Below are 16,512 nucleotides of genomic sequence, written 5' to 3' on the forward strand. Positions count from 1 at the left end.
ACCCAAAACTCAGACCCGTATGAAAATGCCGTAGCAGAAAGAATTAATGGAATTTTAAAACAAGAATTTATGATCGATAAATATCATCAAAAAATAAAAATTACAAAACAAATTATAAAAGAATCGATCAATATTTACAATGAACAAAGACCACATTATTCTAATCATATGCTAACACCAAATCAAATGCATTGTCAAAATCAAATCCAAATAAGAACCTATAAAAACAAAAACAGTTGCAAGAACGTTCTTGCAACTGTTTAATTAATTATTTTTATCTAATAATCAGTGTCGTTTTTTTAGGACGAGACACAGAGGTAATAGGTTATACGTAGTAATTTTTTAAAGAATTCGTATTATGTTTTTTACTTTCTTATTCCCTTAAGAAGAGCATAGATGGCCATTGCATGTCCATGCCCTAAATCAAAATCTGTTTTTAGCCAGGTCACAATTTCATTTGCTTTTGTTTCTGGTTTTAACTGTCCGTCTATTGAAAATCCCTTTTGGTCCGATATAATTTTAAAATCATCAGGTCCTTTACCTGTCTTTGCTTTAATGTTTGATAGATATGCTTGAAATGACATAATTTATAGATTTAATTGTTAGTTGTTTTTTATGTTATTGAGATTTAGTTTTTAGTATGATTCTGATTAGCATCATAATTAAACATCCATTGATTGCCAAACTTGTCAGTTAAATGTCCGAATAAGGCGCCCCAAAACATTATTTCTAATGGTTGAGAAGCATCTCCGTTTTTTGATAAGTTTGCATAGACTTTTCGTGTTTCTTCTTCACTCGAAAAATTTAGCATTAACGAAACTGCATTACCTTTTATGAGAGTTTGAGGCGACATGTCAGAACCCATAATTGTAATGTTGCCACTTGTAAGCATTGAATGTAGAATGCACTCTTTCATTTGTTCTGGCATTTGATCTGATACTGGCGATTCGGCTACTGTTTGTAATGTAAGCTGACCACCCAAACATTCTTTATAAAATGTCATCGCCTCACGGCAATTACCGTTAAAAGTTAGATAAGAATTAATTGTTGTCATTTTGCTTTATTTTTTATGTTAGCTCTTAATTAAACTGACAAGACAAAGTTGCAAATACTTGTGAAAATGAATATTGTGTGTAAATGACAACAAGAGGGGTGTTTACGTCATTTTTTATATCTTTATATAAAAAAGCAAAAGTAAAAAGTTGTAAAAGATGAAAAAAGTAAGCATTCTTGTTCCTGAAAGTTCGGTTTTGCAAGCCATTGCGGATCCTCAGTATTTATTTTCGGCAGTTAATCAGTTTTTAATCACATCCGGTAAAGAGGCATTGTTTGATGTACAATTGGTTGGAGTGAAAAAAGAAGTAAAACTTAATAATGGCTTGTACACTGTAAATGCTTCACAACTTTTGGAAGATGTTGAAAAAACAGATTTAATTGTAATACCTGCTTTATTTGGTGATATGAAAAGTGCCATTGCTCAAAACGAAAAAATGCTGCCTTGGATAAATGAACAGTATAATAAAGGTGCAGAAGTTGCTTCATTGTGTGTGGGTGCATTTTTATTAGCTTCGACAGGCTTGCTTAATGGTAAAAAATGCTCTACACATTGGGGGTTTCAAAATGAGTTTCGTGAAATGTTTCCGGATATTGAAGTGGTTGAAGGGAGTATTCTTACAGAGGAAAATAGAGTTTATTCAAGTGGCGGTGCAAAATCTTACTGGAATTTACTTTTGCATCTGGTAGAAAAATATACTGATCGAGAAACGGCAATCCTGACTTCCAAATATTTTGCGATAGACATAGATAGAGAAAGTCAGTTAGCATTTGCGATGTTTGAAGGGCAAAAGAAACATAACGATGATGTTATAAAGAAAACTCAAAATTTTATAGAAGATAATGTTCAGGAAAAAATTACTATTGAAGGATTGTCTGAATTAGCGTCGTTAGGAAGACGGAGTTTTGAAAGACGTTTTAAGGTTGCCACCAATAATTCAGTACTTGTATATGTAAACAGGGTCAAAATGGAATTTGCTAAACGCAGTTTTGAAACCAGTAGAAAAAATATTAACGAAGTAATGTACGATGTAGGTTATACTGATACTAAAGCGTTTAGAACAATTTTTAAAAAAATAACAGGTCTTACTCCAATTGAATATCGTAACAAGTATAATAAAATGAGTATTCCGCAATAAATACAAAAAAAAACTCTTATAATTAAGAGTTTTTTTGTTTATCTGAATCGAAATCATCTACTTAATCCCTAATCTGGATTTTAATTTCAAAAACAAAAGTGCAATTTTATATGCATCTTCAGCCGATGAATTTCGATCACTTTTTGGGATTTTGTATATTTCGGTTAAATCGTCAAGCGAAAATTGTTTATCATTAATATCTGTTAATTTTCGATACATCATATCAACATCCAAAGCTTCGTTTTTTAATCTTCCGCAATCCAGACGTTCTAATGCGGCATTTAGCATTTCGATATCAAAATTAATATGATGACCAACTAAAATAGCGTTACCAATAAAGTTTACCAAAGCTTCTATAGCGTCTGGTTCTGGCATTTTAAGCATTTTACTTTCAATAATAAATTCATTCGAAAGCCCGTTATCCTGCAAAAATTTGTACTGTAACAAAACAGCTTCAAAATTATCTTTGATTACAATACTGTCATCAACTACCGAAAAAGCTCCTAAAGACAAAATAACATCTTTATTGGGGTTTAATCCTGAAGTTTCAGTAGATATAACTACAAATCTATTAGGCTTTGTTTCAAATTTAGTCAGGTAATCTTTCCAGAAATCCGGATATTCCTTATTGATATTTTTAATCCAGTCTAGCATATTTATGAGAATTGGGTCAATTGAAATTTACTCTTAATTAATTCCTCAAGATCTTTCATTGGTGTCAAAGCATTTTTTAACTTCTCTTTGTCTGTTTTAGACATTTCTCTTAAACTTATATATTGCCCGGAGTCATCATTTTTTAATCCTTCAACAGTTCTAAATTTTGATAATGTTAAAAAAGCTTCAGCACAACTTAAGTATATCTCTGCATTTTTAGAATCTGTTATTGCTAGTTGTTTGAATCTTAAATAAGTATTCTTTATTCCTTTGATGTTTGCGTTTAAAATTAACAAACGTGCGCCATCAATCAAAGGCATTAATGCACGGGTTTTGATGTCAAATTTCCCTTTTTCCGGGCCTTCTTCCTCAACAATGAATTTTTTGAAAAAACTCAAAGGAGAATTCTTCTTCAAGGCATCATTTCCTAAAAAGTCAAAGAATAAGGTATTGTTAACAGCATTTTTAAATATAACATTCTCGATAACCTCTTCAATTTTTGGTTCTCCAAAAACGATCTCATAATCAAAAAAGATACTGCTTAAATCATTGCTGTTTTCACCTGGAGTATTCATCCAGCTGTTGTATTGCTTTGTCCAGTCAGTCAGTGATTTACACCAAAGCATATTGCTTCCCATATGTCCGTTTGGACAGAATTCATAACCTACTTTTTCAAGTACAGAAGTGGCTCTTTTTGCTAATCTTAAGAAGTAATCTTTTACTTCTCTGTATTTTTCCGGAGCAACATCTTCAAAAATCAAAATACTATCCTGATCTGTTAGTAAAAGTTGTTCTTTACGACCTTGGCTACCAATGCTTAACCATGCAAAACGGGCAGGAGGTGAGCCCAGATCTAAAATTGCTAATTCAACCGCGCGTTTAATTATTGCCAAGTTAATCTCACTTACAATATTACTAATATGCGAAATTGGAATGTTTTTCTGAATTGAATTTTGAATCAAATCAGATAAACGATCACGTATTTGTTTCAAATCTTTTGGCAGTTGAGAGCGTTTAATCTCTTTAATTAAAACACCGGGGTTACTAGCTTGAGCTACAATTAAATCATGCTCGGAAATAATTCCTTTTACAGTAGATTTACTTGTCCCGTCTTTTGTAACGCATAAGTGTGTAACATTGTGCTTTAACATTAATAATTGTGCTTCTGCAAGAGAAACATTTTCAATTACAGTAACAACAGGCGATGACATGATTTTATCAATCGTCTCTGTGATAGGGTAACGTCCTGTCGCTATCTTAGAAGCTAAATCTGTGGCTGTAACAATACCAATTGGGCGATTTTTTTCGCACACAATAATATTGTCTACCATAGAATCAGTCATTAGTATCGCAACATCTTTAACGATATGATTCGCTTCAGTTGTTAAAGGCGAGTTGTTGTAGCTAAGTGACTGAATATATTGCATTTCTGACTGCTGATCAACATAGAATGAAGTGTCAGAAATCATTTTTCCGTTAGAACTAACGCTGTCTTTTGTATGTCTGGAATTTGTAGCAAAACTTTCTAATAAAAAGTTCAAAACATCTGAATTATTAGCTACAAAAGGCCTGAAAACAGCAATAGGAATTGCGTAAATAATAGTTTCTTCACGGGCTTTTGCCGTCATCATGTAATTATTTTTGGCAAAAAATGGACGTAATCCAAAAATATCACCTTCATGACATTTATTGATTATCGTTTCTTCAGCATCAGCAATTGTTGTTAAATTAATTATACCAGAAGCTACAACATAAAAGCTGTCGTGAAGCAAATCATTGTTTTGAAACAATATTGCATGTTTTTCTAAATTTATAACACGAATATTGGTTGCGATATCAGATAATTCCTGAAAAGTTAAATTATCAAATGGCGGGTATTCTTTTAAAAAATCTGCAATATGCTCAGCGATTGTATTCATATATTTTGATAATTTTTTTAAAGTATCGAATGTAAAAATAATAAAATAAACTCTTACAACGAAAGCATCTTTGACAGAATATAATTATTTTAAATAAATGAGAAAAAATATTGAATCAGGAAGCCTGTAATTCTCGTAAAAATTTTTTAAAACAAAATAGAATTAGATATTCAATAGAAATTAAGTTTGTCTAAAGAATATAACAATAACTTGAATAGCAGGGTATTTTGAAATATTCTATTTTACATAATATAAATTATGGTTCAAACAAGTATCTATATATTTGATACTCAATTTGTTAACCTTAATAATATTGCTATGTTTAACACTGGTTTAGTAGATTCGCTAAAAATCCGTGTTAAACTTGAAAAAGTTAAAATACTGGATAAGAGACTTATAACAGATTTTATCGCTTATTATCCTGATATCTCTGCTTTAGATGATGACGGAAACGAAAATCAGCAGCTTGGCGATAACTATCGTAAAGCTGAACCATTCACAAAAATTATTAACGGAATCACTTATAGGTTTTATATCAAAGCCTTTATTGATTCAAAAAAAACTGCTCATGAATATGTCGTTTTTCAAATATCGGCTAAAATGCTTAAGTCTAAGTATTTTGAAGGAATTACTGCCTTTAATTATCGCACCATTGTTGATGATATTAATTCTTTTGGTGTGCTCCATATATCTCGTGGTGACTTCTTGGAGGGTCTTGTCAGCGATATTGATATTTGTATTAATCAACTCATTGATTTAAAGAGTTTAAAGACTGCATTTAGCTTAATTATGCAGCACCCAAATGCGGGAAAAAAACCTTTACTGCACTATATAAATCAAACTTCACATGTTAGACAAGATTTTGAAATTGAAATACAAGAAAATGAGCCAGTATTTAAAAGTACAAAAGGATCTAATCTTGGAATGGATTTTAATAAACGTGAAAAAGCAACAAATACGGCTCCTTATTGTAAAATTTATCATAAGGGTTTCGAACTTCTATCTAAGTCAATCGTATTTTATAAGGCTTTTCTTGAACCTATGAAATCAAGCGTAATTGATAATCTTGTACGTTACGAGTTTACAATTAAAGCGCATAAGCATAAAGAATACTTGTGTAAACAGGGATTTAAAGCAGATTTTAAAACTTTTGCTGATTTGTTAAAGGCTCACCCACGGGATTTGGCTTTAATCGCTAAAAGTGGAATTAAACACTATATAGAACCGAAAACAAAATCAAAAGTAAACGCTGAATTAAATCCTATGGATATCGCAATGCAATTTTATATTGAAAATCTCATCAAATTGGGATTTGACCAAGAGCAACTCCTTGGTTTTACCTATTTAATAGATGACGCCAGTTCAAGAAGTAGAACAAAATCTAAAGCTAAAAGATTGATTGATGACTTAAAAAATCGTGATAAAAATCTAACTATCAAGATTCAGAACAATGAACGCAGCAATAAGTTCTTAGAAAATATTGGTGTTAACCTCTAAATCTCAGATTATGAATAAGGATTATTTAATCGTTTTCAGCCCAAAGGATACCAAGAAATATATAAACAAAAGATTCTTGGTTTCCATTAATCAATTAAAGAAGTATATCGGTTTAGAAAACGCAAATAAAGCGGTTTTAAAAGCCGAAACTCTTGACAAAGATAAACTTACATTAAAATATAGATCGTACGGGAAAATTGAAATTTATTTAAAATAACTAAAACCAAAAATTATGAATATAGATTTAAGAAACATTTCAGAAGAGTTCGAAAAGCAAGTTAACCTTATTAAAAGGTCGTTTGACATTAATACAAATTCTAAAGCTGTCGAGCATTGTGTTGTAAACTATCATTCGAAACTTGAAGAAATAGACAGGTTGAAAAATCAATTAGCAGCAACTAAGGAAAAATTAAGCAGCTACGAAAATCGTTTGGATAACCTAAAGGATTTATTCGGTTGGATTATGAAAGAATAACGTTGAAAGTTGTTCCGGATCTTTTTCCAGGTTCACTCAAATAACGTGAAAAGTTGGAGCTGCAGCTCCTGACCTGATGGAAAAATGACGTTGAAACATAAATAGAGTTATGTAAAATTATTTATCTAACCAAATTCTTACAAAAATGAATGATTTTCTAGTATTAATAATCTTCACAATAATCGGTGTAATTATCGGTCAATTGATTTCTCGAAATCCCGACTAATGATAGTCGGGATTCAATTAGCAAATATGCCAATCCACTAAATTCAGAAATATGATTAAAACATGTGAAAATTGTCTCTCGTTTGACAATAAAAAATTCGTACAAAAGCACGCTACCCGTGACGCAGGAATTTGCACCAAGTTTACAGAGGTCACTTTTAAGCGTGATAACTGCAAATACCATTTGCCTAAACAGGAACTAGGCGAAAATGAAATTTTCTTACCCATCGTAGATGTTACCCAATTACCACCAATAACACAACTTAAATTCTTTTAATTATGCTTTTAAAAACATTTATGGAAATCCTTAGAAATTCAGGTCAAAGAACGCAGCTTATAAGAGGTCAAAATATGGCTGACAATACTTATTTTATAGAACATTTCAATTATTATGATTATAATTTTAGGGTGTGCTTATATAGGAAAATTTACGTTGGTGGTTTTTGTTTTCACTCTGTTAATGATAAAGGTTTGTTTAAGACTTTAGAAGGAGCTAAAAAAGCTATTGAAAGACGTAGAAATCCAATCATTGAAAAAAATTTATAAAAAAGGAGGGTAGCCCCCCTCCTTTCTCTAACCCCAAAACTTATAATATGGAACATTTACAAGTTATTACTGCCAAATTACTGGCTTCATCAATGGGTGTAAGTCTTATAACTGCTGAACGATATCTAAAAGATATTAAGCAGGAATATGAAATAAAGATAGTTTGTTTAGATCATATAAACAGATATTTCAAAATTAGTGCCAAAAACTAATAAAAACTATCAATAACCATCAATAACAATCAATACCCTGCAAATCAAAATTGTAGGGTTTTTTTATGGACAAATTTGTTTTGAAATAATTCATAAACAAATTTATAAACATGGAAATTTTTAATTCACAAGGTAAAAACATCACTAAATCAGGTGTTTTGCTACAAACCAAATCGTTTGGTTCTTTGATTGTTTCAAGTTCTCTTGATTTAGAGGCTTTGACAACGGAGCAAATTAAAATTGAAGTCGAGCGTAAGACTGGTAACTTGGAGATTACCAAGGGTTTTATGTCGCTTTTTGATTTTATTGCTTTGACCACATTCAACGATGATGCTGTAACGGCTGATGCTGCTTACAAAATCACCGCAGTTTGTGAGGTTGCCGAAGATGGCGCTGTCTATTTAGACGAAAAAGACGTTATCAAAATTGAACTGCAAGGCTTGAAAACAGCTGAAACTTACGTTTTGAACACCGTCGAAGAACCTCAGGTTTCAGAAAAAGTTCTTTCATTTGAAAATAAATCAATGTCATCTGATGACAAAGATAAAAACTTCGAGATTGAACATTGTGACCTTTGTTTGTTGGACAATTCAAGCTCTATAACTGAGGTTGCTTACACATTTTTAAACGAAAATGTTGTTAAGTATACACTTCATGAGCTTAGATGTTTAAGCCGTCAGGTTGATCCAGTTGCTTACGTTCGTCAGGATGGTTCGGTAAAGAGCGCTTTTGCTTCTAAAATTCAACTTCCATTGTTTGGTGTAAAATCAATCAATATAAGAAAAGAGCAAGGGTCTATTGTTAACCTTTTATGCAGAATTGAGGCGTAATGGGTTTGTTTAAAAAAATCGGAAACGCTGTCAAAAAAGGACTTAAACAAGTTTCTTTGAAAAACGTGGTAAAGATAGGAACTCCTCTCCTATCTGCAATACCCGTATTTGGCGGTATAGCTCAAAATGTGGTGTCAGGGATATCCGATGCGCATGAGCTTAAAAAGCAGGAGAAAGCAGCAAGAGACGCAGGAAATCAGCAACAAGCAGACTTATTGGCTCAGCAGGCAGCACAGGCAGCAGCCCAATCAGGTGCTTATGTAGGACAACAAGCGGGGTCAGTTGTAAAAGCCTTTTCGAAAGGTGCTACTGATGAACTGATTGCGCAAACTTCTGCGAGCACAAAATCTGCTGCGGGGAACGTTGGAGCTGCCATTGCGGACGAATCAATAAAAGCTTGGTTCTCGCTGCATTGGAAGCAATTATTAATCGGTTTGGGTATTGTTGGAGCGTTTGTTTTCTACTCCAAAAACAACAAGAAAAAACCCGTAGGACGCAGATATTAAATGCATTTTTTAACTGGAACAATGGGGATTGGTGCGATTCAAGGAATTGCCGAGATCCCCGCTCCTACTCAAACGAGTGAGATAATTAAAATTGTGGTACAATTGGTTATTGGAGTAATCACAGTATGGAAAATGCTGAAAAAACCAAAAAACACAGATTCTAATCAACAAAATCAATAGTCATGGCTTGGAATAACAACAACGGGAATAATCAAGGATTTTACCCACAAAGACAAGGTTATCAAAATAACCAACAACCGCAGCAAAATCAGCAAGCACCAATTTACAAGCGTAGCGGTGCTGTATACTCCAAAATCAGAAATGGAAACTTTGAAGGAGATACTATTGTAAATGCTTGGAGAGCTACAAAAATGGGTCTTATGAAAGCCACAGTAACACCTTATAGCGGTGCAAATGGTAAGGGGCGTGATATTGTAAACTCTCAGGGTAAATCAGGAAATCAGGATAAGGAGTACCAAAAAATGATCTGTACTATTCAGAATACAACTTTGGCAACAACGCAAACTTATCATGTTTTAATGAACCTTAAAACTCAGGTTATTGTCATTCAAGAACTTAGTTTGTGTATCACTCCAAACGGTTCAGGAACTACTAGAAGTGGTAAACGTGTAACTGGCTACTTTGGCCGTAATTTCAAAAAATAATGAACAGACTTAAAGGCGTGCTTCCCTTTTTAAAAAAGGTAGCAAAATACAGTATCTACGTATTGGCAGCACTTGAAATTATTCAATTTGCTGTCGATAAAATTGAGAGTTTAAATATTCCTGAATCTCCAAAAATCGAAGAAAATGAGCAAGTCGTTTCTGAATAATCATGCGGTTCGTGGTTTAAGAAACAACAACCCGGGTAACCTCATTAGAACCCCTGATGCTTGGCAAGGTAAAATCCCATTTCCGCAAAGTAAAGATGAAAAATTTGAACAATTTACAGCGTTAAAATGGGGTCTTCGTGCCATGCTTAAAGACCTTATACACGATATCAATAAGGGTAAGAACACCGTTACTAAGTTAATTAATGAATACGCGCCAAAGTCAGAAAATAATACTGCTGCTTACATCTTGAGTGTTTGTAAAACAATAGGTGTTAAACCTGACGAAAAAATATCAGCCATTAATAACGAGTTCTTAATCCTTTTGGTACGTGCAATTTTAAAGGTCGAATTGGGAGGTGCACACACACAGGTTAAAGATTCTGATATTCAGGAAGCTTTAGAACTTTTAGGCGATGTATCAACAACATCATTAAAAGTTACCATCAAAAAGAATTGGAAACCGCTAATACCTGCATTAGCTTTCTTAGTGGTTTTTTTTTGATCAATAAATACCGTAAGGGTAAAAACAATAATTTAAAATTCAAAAAATCATATTAAAATGGAAAAATTAAAAACGTTCGTAATCGCAAATCAGGTAGTTATTATTGCAGCTCTAGTTGTAACAACAATTGCTTTAGGATACAAAGTTTTTGTTCATGGTAAGAAGTAACAAAAACAATCAAAATCACGCTTTTAATGATGCTTTTGACTTCATTAAGCGTAATTATTTAATCATAGCGGGATTGCTTATTGCAATCCCCTATATTAAGCGTTATTTAGAAGATCAAGCAACCAAAAACATCATAAATACTGGCGATAACTTTGTAAAAGAAGCTGAGGCAAAAGCCGAGGTTTTAAAGGATATCAAACTTGTAGAAAATAGCAATCCCTTATCGCAGAATCAAAAAAGAAAAGCGATAACTGCAAGCTCCGCCTTATGGTCTGCAAGTTCTTCCTTAGCTCATGATCTCGGGGTTAAATATAAGGATGCTGGTCATTGGTGGGATTTTATGAATCCTCGAGGTTGGACTGAAAATGACGAACAAGCCCGCAAAACATTGGTCTATCAAAGGAACAATTTTGCTATTTTAGAGAAACTGTATTATGAAGTAGATACAAACTCTAGAAGTTTAAGAGCCGATATACTAGAGTATCTGGACAAAGACGAACTAACCTATTTAAGAAAATATCTAAAAATCTAATCATGTATACACTCTATTATTTAAACGATAATTATACGTTTGGAACTTTAGAAGTTCCAAGTTTAGACGTTCCCATTACGATACCTCAGAATTTGATATTTACAAACCTTAGAAAAGGTATTCATTTTATTAAAGAACCACATAAATGTATTGATTTTACCGATTTTGAGCGTTTAATCATGTCAACTGAGTTCTTTGATATGGAAACTATAAAACAGGCTGATTTTAGAAAAGCAAACAGCTTTTTAAATCCTTTATGTCAGATAGATGTTAATGTACCTTTATTTTTTAATTATGTTGGTAGTGATAGCGCTGAATGGATATATCCTGATTATGTACAAGTTTTTGCCTCAAATACACAATTTGGGCAGTATTCTGTAATTTCAAGCGCCGCTCCTTCAGATAGATTTTTTAATAAGATCACGAACATTCCTTCTTTAACAGAATATTGGGTAAAATTATATGACCCTGAAAGAGAGCTGTTTAGTAATCCTGTAAAACATTGGCCTGCGGAATAAAAAAAAACTCTGCCCCTCTCCCATCGAGTAGGGGTAGAGTTGGAATCATAAAATTTTAACATTTAAACTCAGAATAATATGTATATTTGTCTAAACTTCTACGAGAAATAAAAATGGGTGCGCTAACACTCTCTCGTTGATAAAACATTTCGATACATGTCTACAAAACTTAAAAACGGCTTATTAAAAGTCACTTTTTCGCATATACTAGCGAATGGAACAGATTCCTGTTGGTTCAAATTTAAAGAAGCCTCTTTACAATATCTCAGTTATTACTGGAGAAGTAAAGAGGATTTTCGCTATTTAAAAATTTACCAAAAGTTAGAAAATGGCTCATGTGGTCCAAAAATTGGATACATCACACGAGATAAAGCAGAGTTAAATTTCTAGGTTATATTATTAATTCGTTAACTGGCGTAGCCTAATCGCAAAGTGCAATTAACGTCAAAAATGTAACCGGTGTTTCTCGAGCTCGCACCCTAATAACGTTAAAAGTATCTTCCTGATCCTTTTTCCAGGAACGAAAATAACGTTAAATCAAATATTAACCCATAAAAAAAAGAGCCTCAAACGATGCGCTAACATCTTGGCTCTTATTGATAAAACATATGACAAAGATAATAAATACTTCCGAAAAACAACCTTTTCCATACTATAAATTATAGTTCAAATTGTACATGTTGAATTGACAGGCACCAGGCTTCATTTTTTGCATTTCTTCCTACTTCACAGAGATAATATCTCTTATTCAGAAATCTGATATTCTGAAAAACAAATTACTTTATTTCAAATATGAGATTTATACGAATTCAAATTCATAATGTTTAAAGCTTTAAATTTTCTCGTATTTGAGAATTAAAATTTTTAAATCTCAAATAATGCATTATATGCGTTCAAATTAAAAAACATCACTTAATATGTGATGTTTCAAATTTCTCATATTTGAAAATTATTTTATTTTTTTTCGAATAAACAGATTTTCAGCTAGGCAGAATTTGGCATTTATGACACATACTAAAATGATAGACAAGAAAATACATCACGGTCGAAATATAAAGCGTTTCCGTGAAATGCTGGGTATAAAACAAGAAGTCCTTGCCTTTGAATTGGGAGAAGATTGGAATCAGAAGAAAATTTCTGTTTTGGAGCAAAAAGAATTGATCGAAAATGATATTTTAGACCAAGTTGCTAAAATTCTAAAAGTTCCTGCTGATGCTATAAAGAATTTTGATGAAGAACAAGCGATAAATATAATCTCAAACAATGCCTCTTTTGACAATTGCCAACAACCAGCTTTCTTTAATAACCAGCCTACTTTCAATCCTTTAGATAAAATGGTCGAGCTTTACGAGCGTATGCTTGAACAGCAAAAGGAAATGATTGACAGATTGGAGAAATTGATTCGAGAGAAATAAATCTTAGGGCGTTATCTTTTCTAATCGTATAACTTAGTCAGAATCGTTTCTTTTGGAATTATATCAGATCCGCCTCTTTTATTGAATTCTAATTTTCCTTCGCTCATAAATAAAGCTGCTCCTGCAGATGAACCATTTTTGGACTTAATATTAATTTGTGCTTTTTCGCCAAATTTATTAACATGTCCTGAAACTTCCATAATATCAGAATTTAGCTCTTTGTTGTCACTTGTAATTTCTGCAGTTCCAAATATTTGATTATTAGATTCTGCTAAATTTAATTTCAAAATATATTTTTTGCTACAGTCCTTGCAATTTTCAGTGCTCCAGGTTCCTGTAAAACGATTTTGCGAATACGCTGTAAATGAAATAAATATCAATAGAAAAATAATCTTTTTCATTAAGTAAAATTTTCAATAAGTTATGCGTCAAATATAAAATAAAAAAAGCATACACCGTGGCGTATGCTTTTTGAATTGTGTACTTTAACTATTGCTTCAATTTTTTTAGATAAACGGATTTTCCGTTTAAAGCAACATTAATTTCGTTGTTTTTTTCTGAAAAAGTTGTTCTTAAGGCATTCCCTTTAAAAATTGTAACATCTCCGTAAACTTTTCCAGTTTCATCTGAAATGTATTCAAATAATAATTTTTTGTTATCCGGTTCAATTCCAATTTTATAACTTGAGAATTTTGATGTCGCTAAATCAAATTCCTGATGTGTGTCAATAATTGCTCCATCAGCATAAAAATTTGTAACTGTTTTATTCAAAGTAATGTCCGGATAATATTGGTTGACTTTTTGCAAAAGTGCATACTGTTCCGGATTTGCATCTTCTTTTTTAGATGTGATAGTTTGTGCAAATGAAATTGTTGTAAAAATAAGTGTGAATAGTAAAATGTGATTTTTCATAATTTTTAATTTTAAGATTAGTGTTTAAATGATTTTTTGTAATCCAACTAATGCGTAATACAATCCAACTTTTTATTAAAAAAAGTTTTAATTATACTACAAGATATGAAATCTTTACCTTTGCAAAAAATTAAAAGTACTTTTTTAAGAAAATGACAACAAAAAAATACATCCAACTAATACTTATTTTAGGTTCTTTAACAGCACTTGGTCCTTTTTCAATCGATATGTATTTACCTGGTTTTTCTGGGATTGCCAAAGATTTACATACTACAGTCGCCAAAGTTTCTATGAGTTTATCGAGTTATTTTATCGGAATTTCGGCAGGACAATTGCTTTATGGTCCATTATTGGATCGTTTTGGACGCAAAAAACCGCTGTTTATAGGGCTTATGGTTTATATTCTGGCTTCTTTAGGTTGTATTTATGTTACTAATATTGATTCGTTTATACTTTTGCGTTTTATACAGGCAGTTGGAAGTTGTGCAGCTACAGTAGCTTCTGTGGCAATGGTTCGTGATTTATTTCCTGTAAAGGATATTCCAAAAGTATTTTCGTTATTAATGCTTGTCGTTGGGCTTTCGCCAATGCTGGCACCAACAATTGGGGGTTATGTTACCGAAGATTATGGCTGGCATACCGTATTTTTTATTTTGATGTGCATGGGAATCGTTATTTTGATTGCTTCTCAAATTGGTTTGCCAAATACATACAAACCAGATACTTCGATATCTTTAAAGCCAAAACCAATCATTACCAATTTTTTAAAAGTACTTAAAGAGCCTCAGTTTTATACGTATGCATTTACGGGATCTATCGCTTTTTCGGGACTATTTTCATACGTGGCGGCCTCTCCTATAATTTTTATGGATATTTACCATGTAGATGCCAAAACTTACGGATGGATTTTTGCTTTTATGTCTGTTAGTTTTATTGGTTCAAGCCAATTAAATTCTGCTTTATTGAAGAAATATTCGAGTGAACAAATGATTTTTGGCGCTTTAATTTCACAATCTGTGATTAGTATAATTTTTCTAATATTAGCTTTAAATGATCTTTTAGGATTGTATGAAACAATTGGGATGTTGTTCTTGTTTTTGGCTTGTTTAGGAATTTCAAATCCAAATACTGCCGGGCTTACATTAGCTCCGTTTGCTAAAAACACCGGAAGTGCTTCTGCTTTAATGGGTGCTATTCAGCTTGGATTGGGTGCGTTGGCTTCTTTTGCTGTTGGAATTTTTGTAAAAAATTCTGTAACTCCAATGGTTGCAATTATGACAACTACAACAATTACTGCGTTTATTGTTTTAAATATCGGAAAACGTTTCATTAAACAAAAAGCTGTATTATCTGTAGATGATGACATAATGGTTGGACATTAAGTAAGAGAAATTTCAAACTTTTAAATTGCTTCGCCTGTTCGATAGCGCTCGGGCAATGTCATTAAGTTAAGAGAAAATCTACAATGCTATGGTGAATAAATCTCTCTCAATCCCGAGGCTTCGGGAGCCAAGTTTATCCCCATTTTCTTTGTGGCAGTTAAAATATGCCGTTAATTTCAACAAGAGTCTTTCACGCAGATTTAAAAAGATTTAAGCAGATCTACGTAGATTATAATTAAAATAAATCTGCTAAAATCTGCATAATCTGTGTGAAACAAAATCTTTTTAATTTGTACATCCCGATAGCTATCGGGAGTGGCAAAAAAGCTTGGCGATTTTGCGTCGGCAAGAAAAAGATTAAGCATAATTTGCTAATCCAATTTTTGCTGTTGGAAATAAGTTTTTATATAATTAAAAATCAAGATGTAACGTTATTGGTGTTCTTTATTTTATTAATTTTATAATGCTTAAAATTAAATGGAATCCAGATACCATTTGAAAAACGGGGCGAAACCGAAAAGCCACACGAGTAGGAAAATAAATGCTTAATTATTATGCCTAAGTATGTTATTGAAAGGGAAATCCCAAATGCCGGTAAACTTACATCTGATCAATTAAAAGATATTTCACAAACCTCATGTGGGGTACTTAATCAATTAGGAACTCAAATTCAATGGGTAAACAGTTATGTCACAAACGATAAAATCTATTGTGTATACATTGCACCAAATGAAGAAATGGTCTATGAACACGCTAAACTTGGTGGTTTTCCGGCCAATTCAGTAAGTGAGGTTTTTGGTGTAATTGATCCAACAACTGCTGAATAAACTTAAAACTAAAAAAGCCAGAATCTATTATGAACATGCCCCAAAAAGTTAGACACTATTTGGGGCATTTTTTATGGAAAGAAAAGTAAAGTATGACTATGCATTTAAGTTAGAATGTGTAGAATTGGTTTTAAAGAAGCATTATTCAGATGGATATGTTTCAAAATTAAAACAGACTCCAAGATGGAATATTCGTAAGTGGGTCAGTTTTTATAAGACATATGGTAAAATTGGTTTATTGCCACGAATGAATCAAAGCTATTCAGCCGAATTTAAGCTAAAAGTGCTCAATATCATAGAAAAGGAATCCCTTAGCTTGATGCAGGCTGGTATAAGATTTAATATTCCCGATATTTCCATAGTTTTAA

At 32.3% G+C, this 16,512-nt stretch carries 25 protein-coding genes and 1 pseudogene; 20 read left to right on the forward strand and 6 right to left on the reverse strand.

Going from position 1 to position 16,512, the window contains the following annotated elements:
* A partial coding sequence (locus CHB81_RS26195) for an integrase core domain-containing protein (RefSeq protein WP_141130474.1) occupies positions 1-264 on the forward strand: 264 nt, incomplete at its 5' end.
* 101 nt (positions 265-365) lie between these two features.
* Here CHB81_RS26195 and CHB81_RS26200 read toward each other — a convergent pair.
* Together CHB81_RS26200 and CHB81_RS26205 are read right to left on the reverse strand one after the other, a co-directional pair.
* Positions 366-584: a DUF4287 domain-containing protein gene (locus CHB81_RS26200; protein ID WP_089354761.1), complete on the reverse strand. Its 219-nt coding sequence runs from the start codon at positions 582-584 to the stop codon at positions 366-368.
* Between the two features lie 44 nt (positions 585-628).
* On the reverse strand, positions 629-1,054 hold the full coding sequence (locus tag CHB81_RS26205; RefSeq protein WP_089354762.1) for a VOC family protein: 426 nt from the start codon (positions 1,052-1,054) through the stop codon (positions 629-631).
* Between the two features lie 157 nt (positions 1,055-1,211).
* Between CHB81_RS26205 and CHB81_RS26210 the strand changes: the two genes are divergently transcribed.
* Entirely contained in the window at positions 1,212-2,192 is a 981-nt protein-coding gene (locus CHB81_RS26210) for a GlxA family transcriptional regulator (protein ID WP_089354763.1), read from the forward strand.
* Positions 2,193-2,249: 57 nt separating this feature from the next.
* Here CHB81_RS26210 and CHB81_RS26215 read toward each other — a convergent pair whose 3' ends face one another.
* Both CHB81_RS26215 and CHB81_RS26220 read right to left on the reverse strand, forming a co-directional pair.
* A complete protein-coding gene (locus CHB81_RS26215; protein WP_089354764.1) occupies positions 2,250-2,846 on the reverse strand; it encodes a PolC-type DNA polymerase III in 597 nt (198 codons plus the stop codon).
* A 2-nt stretch (positions 2,847-2,848) separates the two neighbouring features.
* Positions 2,849-4,765, reverse strand: coding sequence for a DUF294 nucleotidyltransferase-like domain-containing protein (locus CHB81_RS26220; protein ID WP_089354765.1), 1,917 nt, complete (start codon positions 4,763-4,765; stop codon positions 2,849-2,851).
* Between the two features lie 258 nt (positions 4,766-5,023).
* Here CHB81_RS26220 and CHB81_RS26225 point away from each other — a divergent pair, with 258 nt between their 5' ends.
* The 15 genes from CHB81_RS26225 to CHB81_RS26285 all read left to right on the forward strand — a co-directional run bounded on the left by CHB81_RS26225 (position 5,024) and on the right by CHB81_RS26285 (position 13,023).
* Positions 5,024-6,262, forward strand: a complete 1,239-nt coding sequence (locus tag CHB81_RS26225) for a hypothetical protein (RefSeq protein ID WP_089354766.1) — start codon at positions 5,024-5,026, stop codon at positions 6,260-6,262.
* A gap of 10 nt (positions 6,263-6,272) precedes the next feature.
* Positions 6,273-6,479, forward strand: a complete 207-nt coding sequence (locus tag CHB81_RS26230; RefSeq protein ID WP_089354767.1) for a hypothetical protein — start codon at positions 6,273-6,275, stop codon at positions 6,477-6,479.
* Between the two features lie 15 nt (positions 6,480-6,494).
* On the forward strand, positions 6,495-6,737 hold the full coding sequence (locus CHB81_RS26235) for a hypothetical protein (protein ID WP_089354768.1): 243 nt from the start codon (positions 6,495-6,497) through the stop codon (positions 6,735-6,737).
* 504 nt (positions 6,738-7,241) lie between these two features.
* A complete protein-coding gene (locus tag CHB81_RS26245; RefSeq protein ID WP_089354770.1) occupies positions 7,242-7,508 on the forward strand; it encodes a hypothetical protein in 267 nt (88 codons plus the stop codon).
* A 47-nt stretch (positions 7,509-7,555) separates the two neighbouring features.
* Positions 7,556-7,720: a hypothetical protein gene (locus CHB81_RS27005; RefSeq protein ID WP_176427585.1), complete on the forward strand. Its 165-nt coding sequence runs from the start codon at positions 7,556-7,558 to the stop codon at positions 7,718-7,720.
* Between the two features lie 110 nt (positions 7,721-7,830).
* Positions 7,831-8,550: a hypothetical protein gene (locus tag CHB81_RS26250; RefSeq protein WP_089354771.1), complete on the forward strand. Its 720-nt coding sequence runs from the start codon at positions 7,831-7,833 to the stop codon at positions 8,548-8,550.
* Positions 8,550-9,056: a hypothetical protein gene (locus CHB81_RS26255; RefSeq protein WP_089354772.1), complete on the forward strand. Its 507-nt coding sequence runs from the start codon at positions 8,550-8,552 to the stop codon at positions 9,054-9,056. Before CHB81_RS26250 ends, CHB81_RS26255 begins: the two co-directional genes overlap by 1 nt.
* Positions 9,057-9,236, forward strand: a complete 180-nt coding sequence (locus CHB81_RS26750; RefSeq protein ID WP_141130475.1) for a hypothetical protein — start codon at positions 9,057-9,059, stop codon at positions 9,234-9,236. It begins immediately after the preceding gene.
* 2 nt (positions 9,237-9,238) lie between these two features.
* Positions 9,239-9,721 (forward strand): hypothetical protein, encoded by a 483-nt coding sequence (locus CHB81_RS26260; protein WP_089354773.1) that lies wholly within the window; start codon positions 9,239-9,241, stop codon positions 9,719-9,721.
* Positions 9,721-9,888, forward strand: coding sequence for a hypothetical protein (locus tag CHB81_RS27010; protein ID WP_176427586.1), 168 nt, complete (start codon positions 9,721-9,723; stop codon positions 9,886-9,888). Before CHB81_RS26260 ends, CHB81_RS27010 begins: the two co-directional genes overlap by 1 nt.
* The gene (locus CHB81_RS26265; RefSeq protein WP_089354774.1) at positions 9,866-10,390 is read left to right on the forward strand and encodes a hypothetical protein; all 525 of its coding nucleotides are present in this window, start codon (positions 9,866-9,868) and stop codon (positions 10,388-10,390) included. The genes CHB81_RS27010 and CHB81_RS26265 overlap by 23 nt, the downstream gene beginning before the upstream one ends.
* Positions 10,391-10,544: 154 nt before the next feature.
* The gene (locus CHB81_RS26270; RefSeq protein WP_089354775.1) at positions 10,545-11,090 is read left to right on the forward strand and encodes a hypothetical protein; all 546 of its coding nucleotides are present in this window, start codon (positions 10,545-10,547) and stop codon (positions 11,088-11,090) included.
* A gap of 2 nt (positions 11,091-11,092) precedes the next feature.
* Positions 11,093-11,608 carry a hypothetical protein gene (locus tag CHB81_RS26275; protein WP_089354776.1) on the forward strand — a complete coding sequence of 172 codons (516 nt, stop codon included), beginning with the start codon at positions 11,093-11,095 and terminating at the stop codon, positions 11,606-11,608.
* A 156-nt stretch (positions 11,609-11,764) separates the two neighbouring features.
* Positions 11,765-11,998: a hypothetical protein gene (locus CHB81_RS26280; RefSeq protein ID WP_089354777.1), complete on the forward strand. Its 234-nt coding sequence runs from the start codon at positions 11,765-11,767 to the stop codon at positions 11,996-11,998.
* Positions 11,999-12,612: 614 nt separating this feature from the next.
* On the forward strand, positions 12,613-13,023 hold the full coding sequence (locus CHB81_RS26285) for a helix-turn-helix transcriptional regulator (RefSeq protein WP_089354778.1): 411 nt from the start codon (positions 12,613-12,615) through the stop codon (positions 13,021-13,023).
* Positions 13,024-13,043: 20 nt separating this feature from the next.
* On the opposite strand, the gene CHB81_RS26290 is transcribed toward CHB81_RS26285, so the two are convergent.
* Positions 13,044-13,424, reverse strand: a complete 381-nt coding sequence (locus CHB81_RS26290) for a hypothetical protein (protein WP_089354779.1) — start codon at positions 13,422-13,424, stop codon at positions 13,044-13,046.
* Between the two features lie 88 nt (positions 13,425-13,512).
* Complete coding sequence (locus CHB81_RS26295; protein WP_089354780.1) at positions 13,513-13,935, reverse strand: hypothetical protein; 423 nt, start codon at positions 13,933-13,935, stop codon at positions 13,513-13,515.
* Positions 13,936-14,087: 152 nt separating this feature from the next.
* Between CHB81_RS26295 and CHB81_RS26300 the strand changes: the two genes are divergently transcribed.
* The 3 genes and pseudogenes from CHB81_RS26300 to CHB81_RS26310 form a co-directional block, all read left to right on the forward strand.
* Entirely contained in the window at positions 14,088-15,317 is a 1,230-nt protein-coding gene (locus CHB81_RS26300; protein WP_089354781.1) for a multidrug effflux MFS transporter, read from the forward strand.
* A 554-nt stretch (positions 15,318-15,871) separates the two neighbouring features.
* Complete coding sequence (locus CHB81_RS26305) at positions 15,872-16,144, forward strand: DUF4242 domain-containing protein (RefSeq protein WP_089354782.1); 273 nt, start codon at positions 15,872-15,874, stop codon at positions 16,142-16,144.
* Positions 16,145-16,217: 73 nt separating this feature from the next.
* A pseudogene (locus CHB81_RS26310) lies at positions 16,218-16,512 on the forward strand (hypothetical protein); the annotation flags it as partial.

It is taken from the genome of Flavobacterium sp. ov086 (assembly GCF_900187965.1).
GTDB lineage: Bacteria > Bacteroidota > Bacteroidia > Flavobacteriales > Flavobacteriaceae > Flavobacterium.

What these genes read in the sequence shown, in the direction of transcription:
- CHB81_RS26200 (WP_089354761.1), bottom strand. Translation starts at nt 584, where the DNA reads ATGTCATTTCAAGCATATCTATCAAACATTAAAGCAAAGACAGGTAAA.
- CHB81_RS26205 (WP_089354762.1), bottom strand. Translation starts at nt 1,054, where the DNA reads ATGACAACAATTAATTCTTATCTAACTTTTAACGGTAATTGCCGTGAG.
- CHB81_RS26210 (WP_089354763.1), top strand. Translation starts at nt 1,212, where the DNA reads ATGAAAAAAGTAAGCATTCTTGTTCCTGAAAGTTCGGTTTTGCAAGCC.
- CHB81_RS26215 (WP_089354764.1), bottom strand. Translation starts at nt 2,846, where the DNA reads ATGCTAGACTGGATTAAAAATATCAATAAGGAATATCCGGATTTCTGG.
- CHB81_RS26220 (WP_089354765.1), bottom strand. Translation starts at nt 4,765, where the DNA reads ATGAATACAATCGCTGAGCATATTGCAGATTTTTTAAAAGAATACCCG.
- CHB81_RS26225 (WP_089354766.1), top strand. Translation starts at nt 5,024, where the DNA reads ATGGTTCAAACAAGTATCTATATATTTGATACTCAATTTGTTAACCTT.
- CHB81_RS26230 (WP_089354767.1), top strand. Translation starts at nt 6,273, where the DNA reads ATGAATAAGGATTATTTAATCGTTTTCAGCCCAAAGGATACCAAGAAA.
- CHB81_RS26235 (WP_089354768.1), top strand. Translation starts at nt 6,495, where the DNA reads ATGAATATAGATTTAAGAAACATTTCAGAAGAGTTCGAAAAGCAAGTT.
- CHB81_RS26245 (WP_089354770.1), top strand. Translation starts at nt 7,242, where the DNA reads ATGCTTTTAAAAACATTTATGGAAATCCTTAGAAATTCAGGTCAAAGA.
- CHB81_RS27005 (WP_176427585.1), top strand. Translation starts at nt 7,556, where the DNA reads ATGGAACATTTACAAGTTATTACTGCCAAATTACTGGCTTCATCAATG.
- CHB81_RS26250 (WP_089354771.1), top strand. Translation starts at nt 7,831, where the DNA reads ATGGAAATTTTTAATTCACAAGGTAAAAACATCACTAAATCAGGTGTT.
- CHB81_RS26255 (WP_089354772.1), top strand. Translation starts at nt 8,550, where the DNA reads ATGGGTTTGTTTAAAAAAATCGGAAACGCTGTCAAAAAAGGACTTAAA.
- CHB81_RS26750 (WP_141130475.1), top strand. Translation starts at nt 9,057, where the DNA reads ATGCATTTTTTAACTGGAACAATGGGGATTGGTGCGATTCAAGGAATT.
- CHB81_RS26260 (WP_089354773.1), top strand. Translation starts at nt 9,239, where the DNA reads ATGGCTTGGAATAACAACAACGGGAATAATCAAGGATTTTACCCACAA.
- CHB81_RS27010 (WP_176427586.1), top strand. Translation starts at nt 9,721, where the DNA reads ATGAACAGACTTAAAGGCGTGCTTCCCTTTTTAAAAAAGGTAGCAAAA.
- CHB81_RS26265 (WP_089354774.1), top strand. Translation starts at nt 9,866, where the DNA reads ATGAGCAAGTCGTTTCTGAATAATCATGCGGTTCGTGGTTTAAGAAAC.
- CHB81_RS26270 (WP_089354775.1), top strand. Translation starts at nt 10,545, where the DNA reads ATGGTAAGAAGTAACAAAAACAATCAAAATCACGCTTTTAATGATGCT.
- CHB81_RS26275 (WP_089354776.1), top strand. Translation starts at nt 11,093, where the DNA reads ATGTATACACTCTATTATTTAAACGATAATTATACGTTTGGAACTTTA.
- CHB81_RS26280 (WP_089354777.1), top strand. Translation starts at nt 11,765, where the DNA reads ATGTCTACAAAACTTAAAAACGGCTTATTAAAAGTCACTTTTTCGCAT.
- CHB81_RS26285 (WP_089354778.1), top strand. Translation starts at nt 12,613, where the DNA reads ATGACACATACTAAAATGATAGACAAGAAAATACATCACGGTCGAAAT.
- CHB81_RS26290 (WP_089354779.1), bottom strand. Translation starts at nt 13,424, where the DNA reads ATGAAAAAGATTATTTTTCTATTGATATTTATTTCATTTACAGCGTAT.
- CHB81_RS26295 (WP_089354780.1), bottom strand. Translation starts at nt 13,935, where the DNA reads ATGAAAAATCACATTTTACTATTCACACTTATTTTTACAACAATTTCA.
- CHB81_RS26300 (WP_089354781.1), top strand. Translation starts at nt 14,088, where the DNA reads ATGACAACAAAAAAATACATCCAACTAATACTTATTTTAGGTTCTTTA.
- CHB81_RS26305 (WP_089354782.1), top strand. Translation starts at nt 15,872, where the DNA reads ATGCCTAAGTATGTTATTGAAAGGGAAATCCCAAATGCCGGTAAACTT.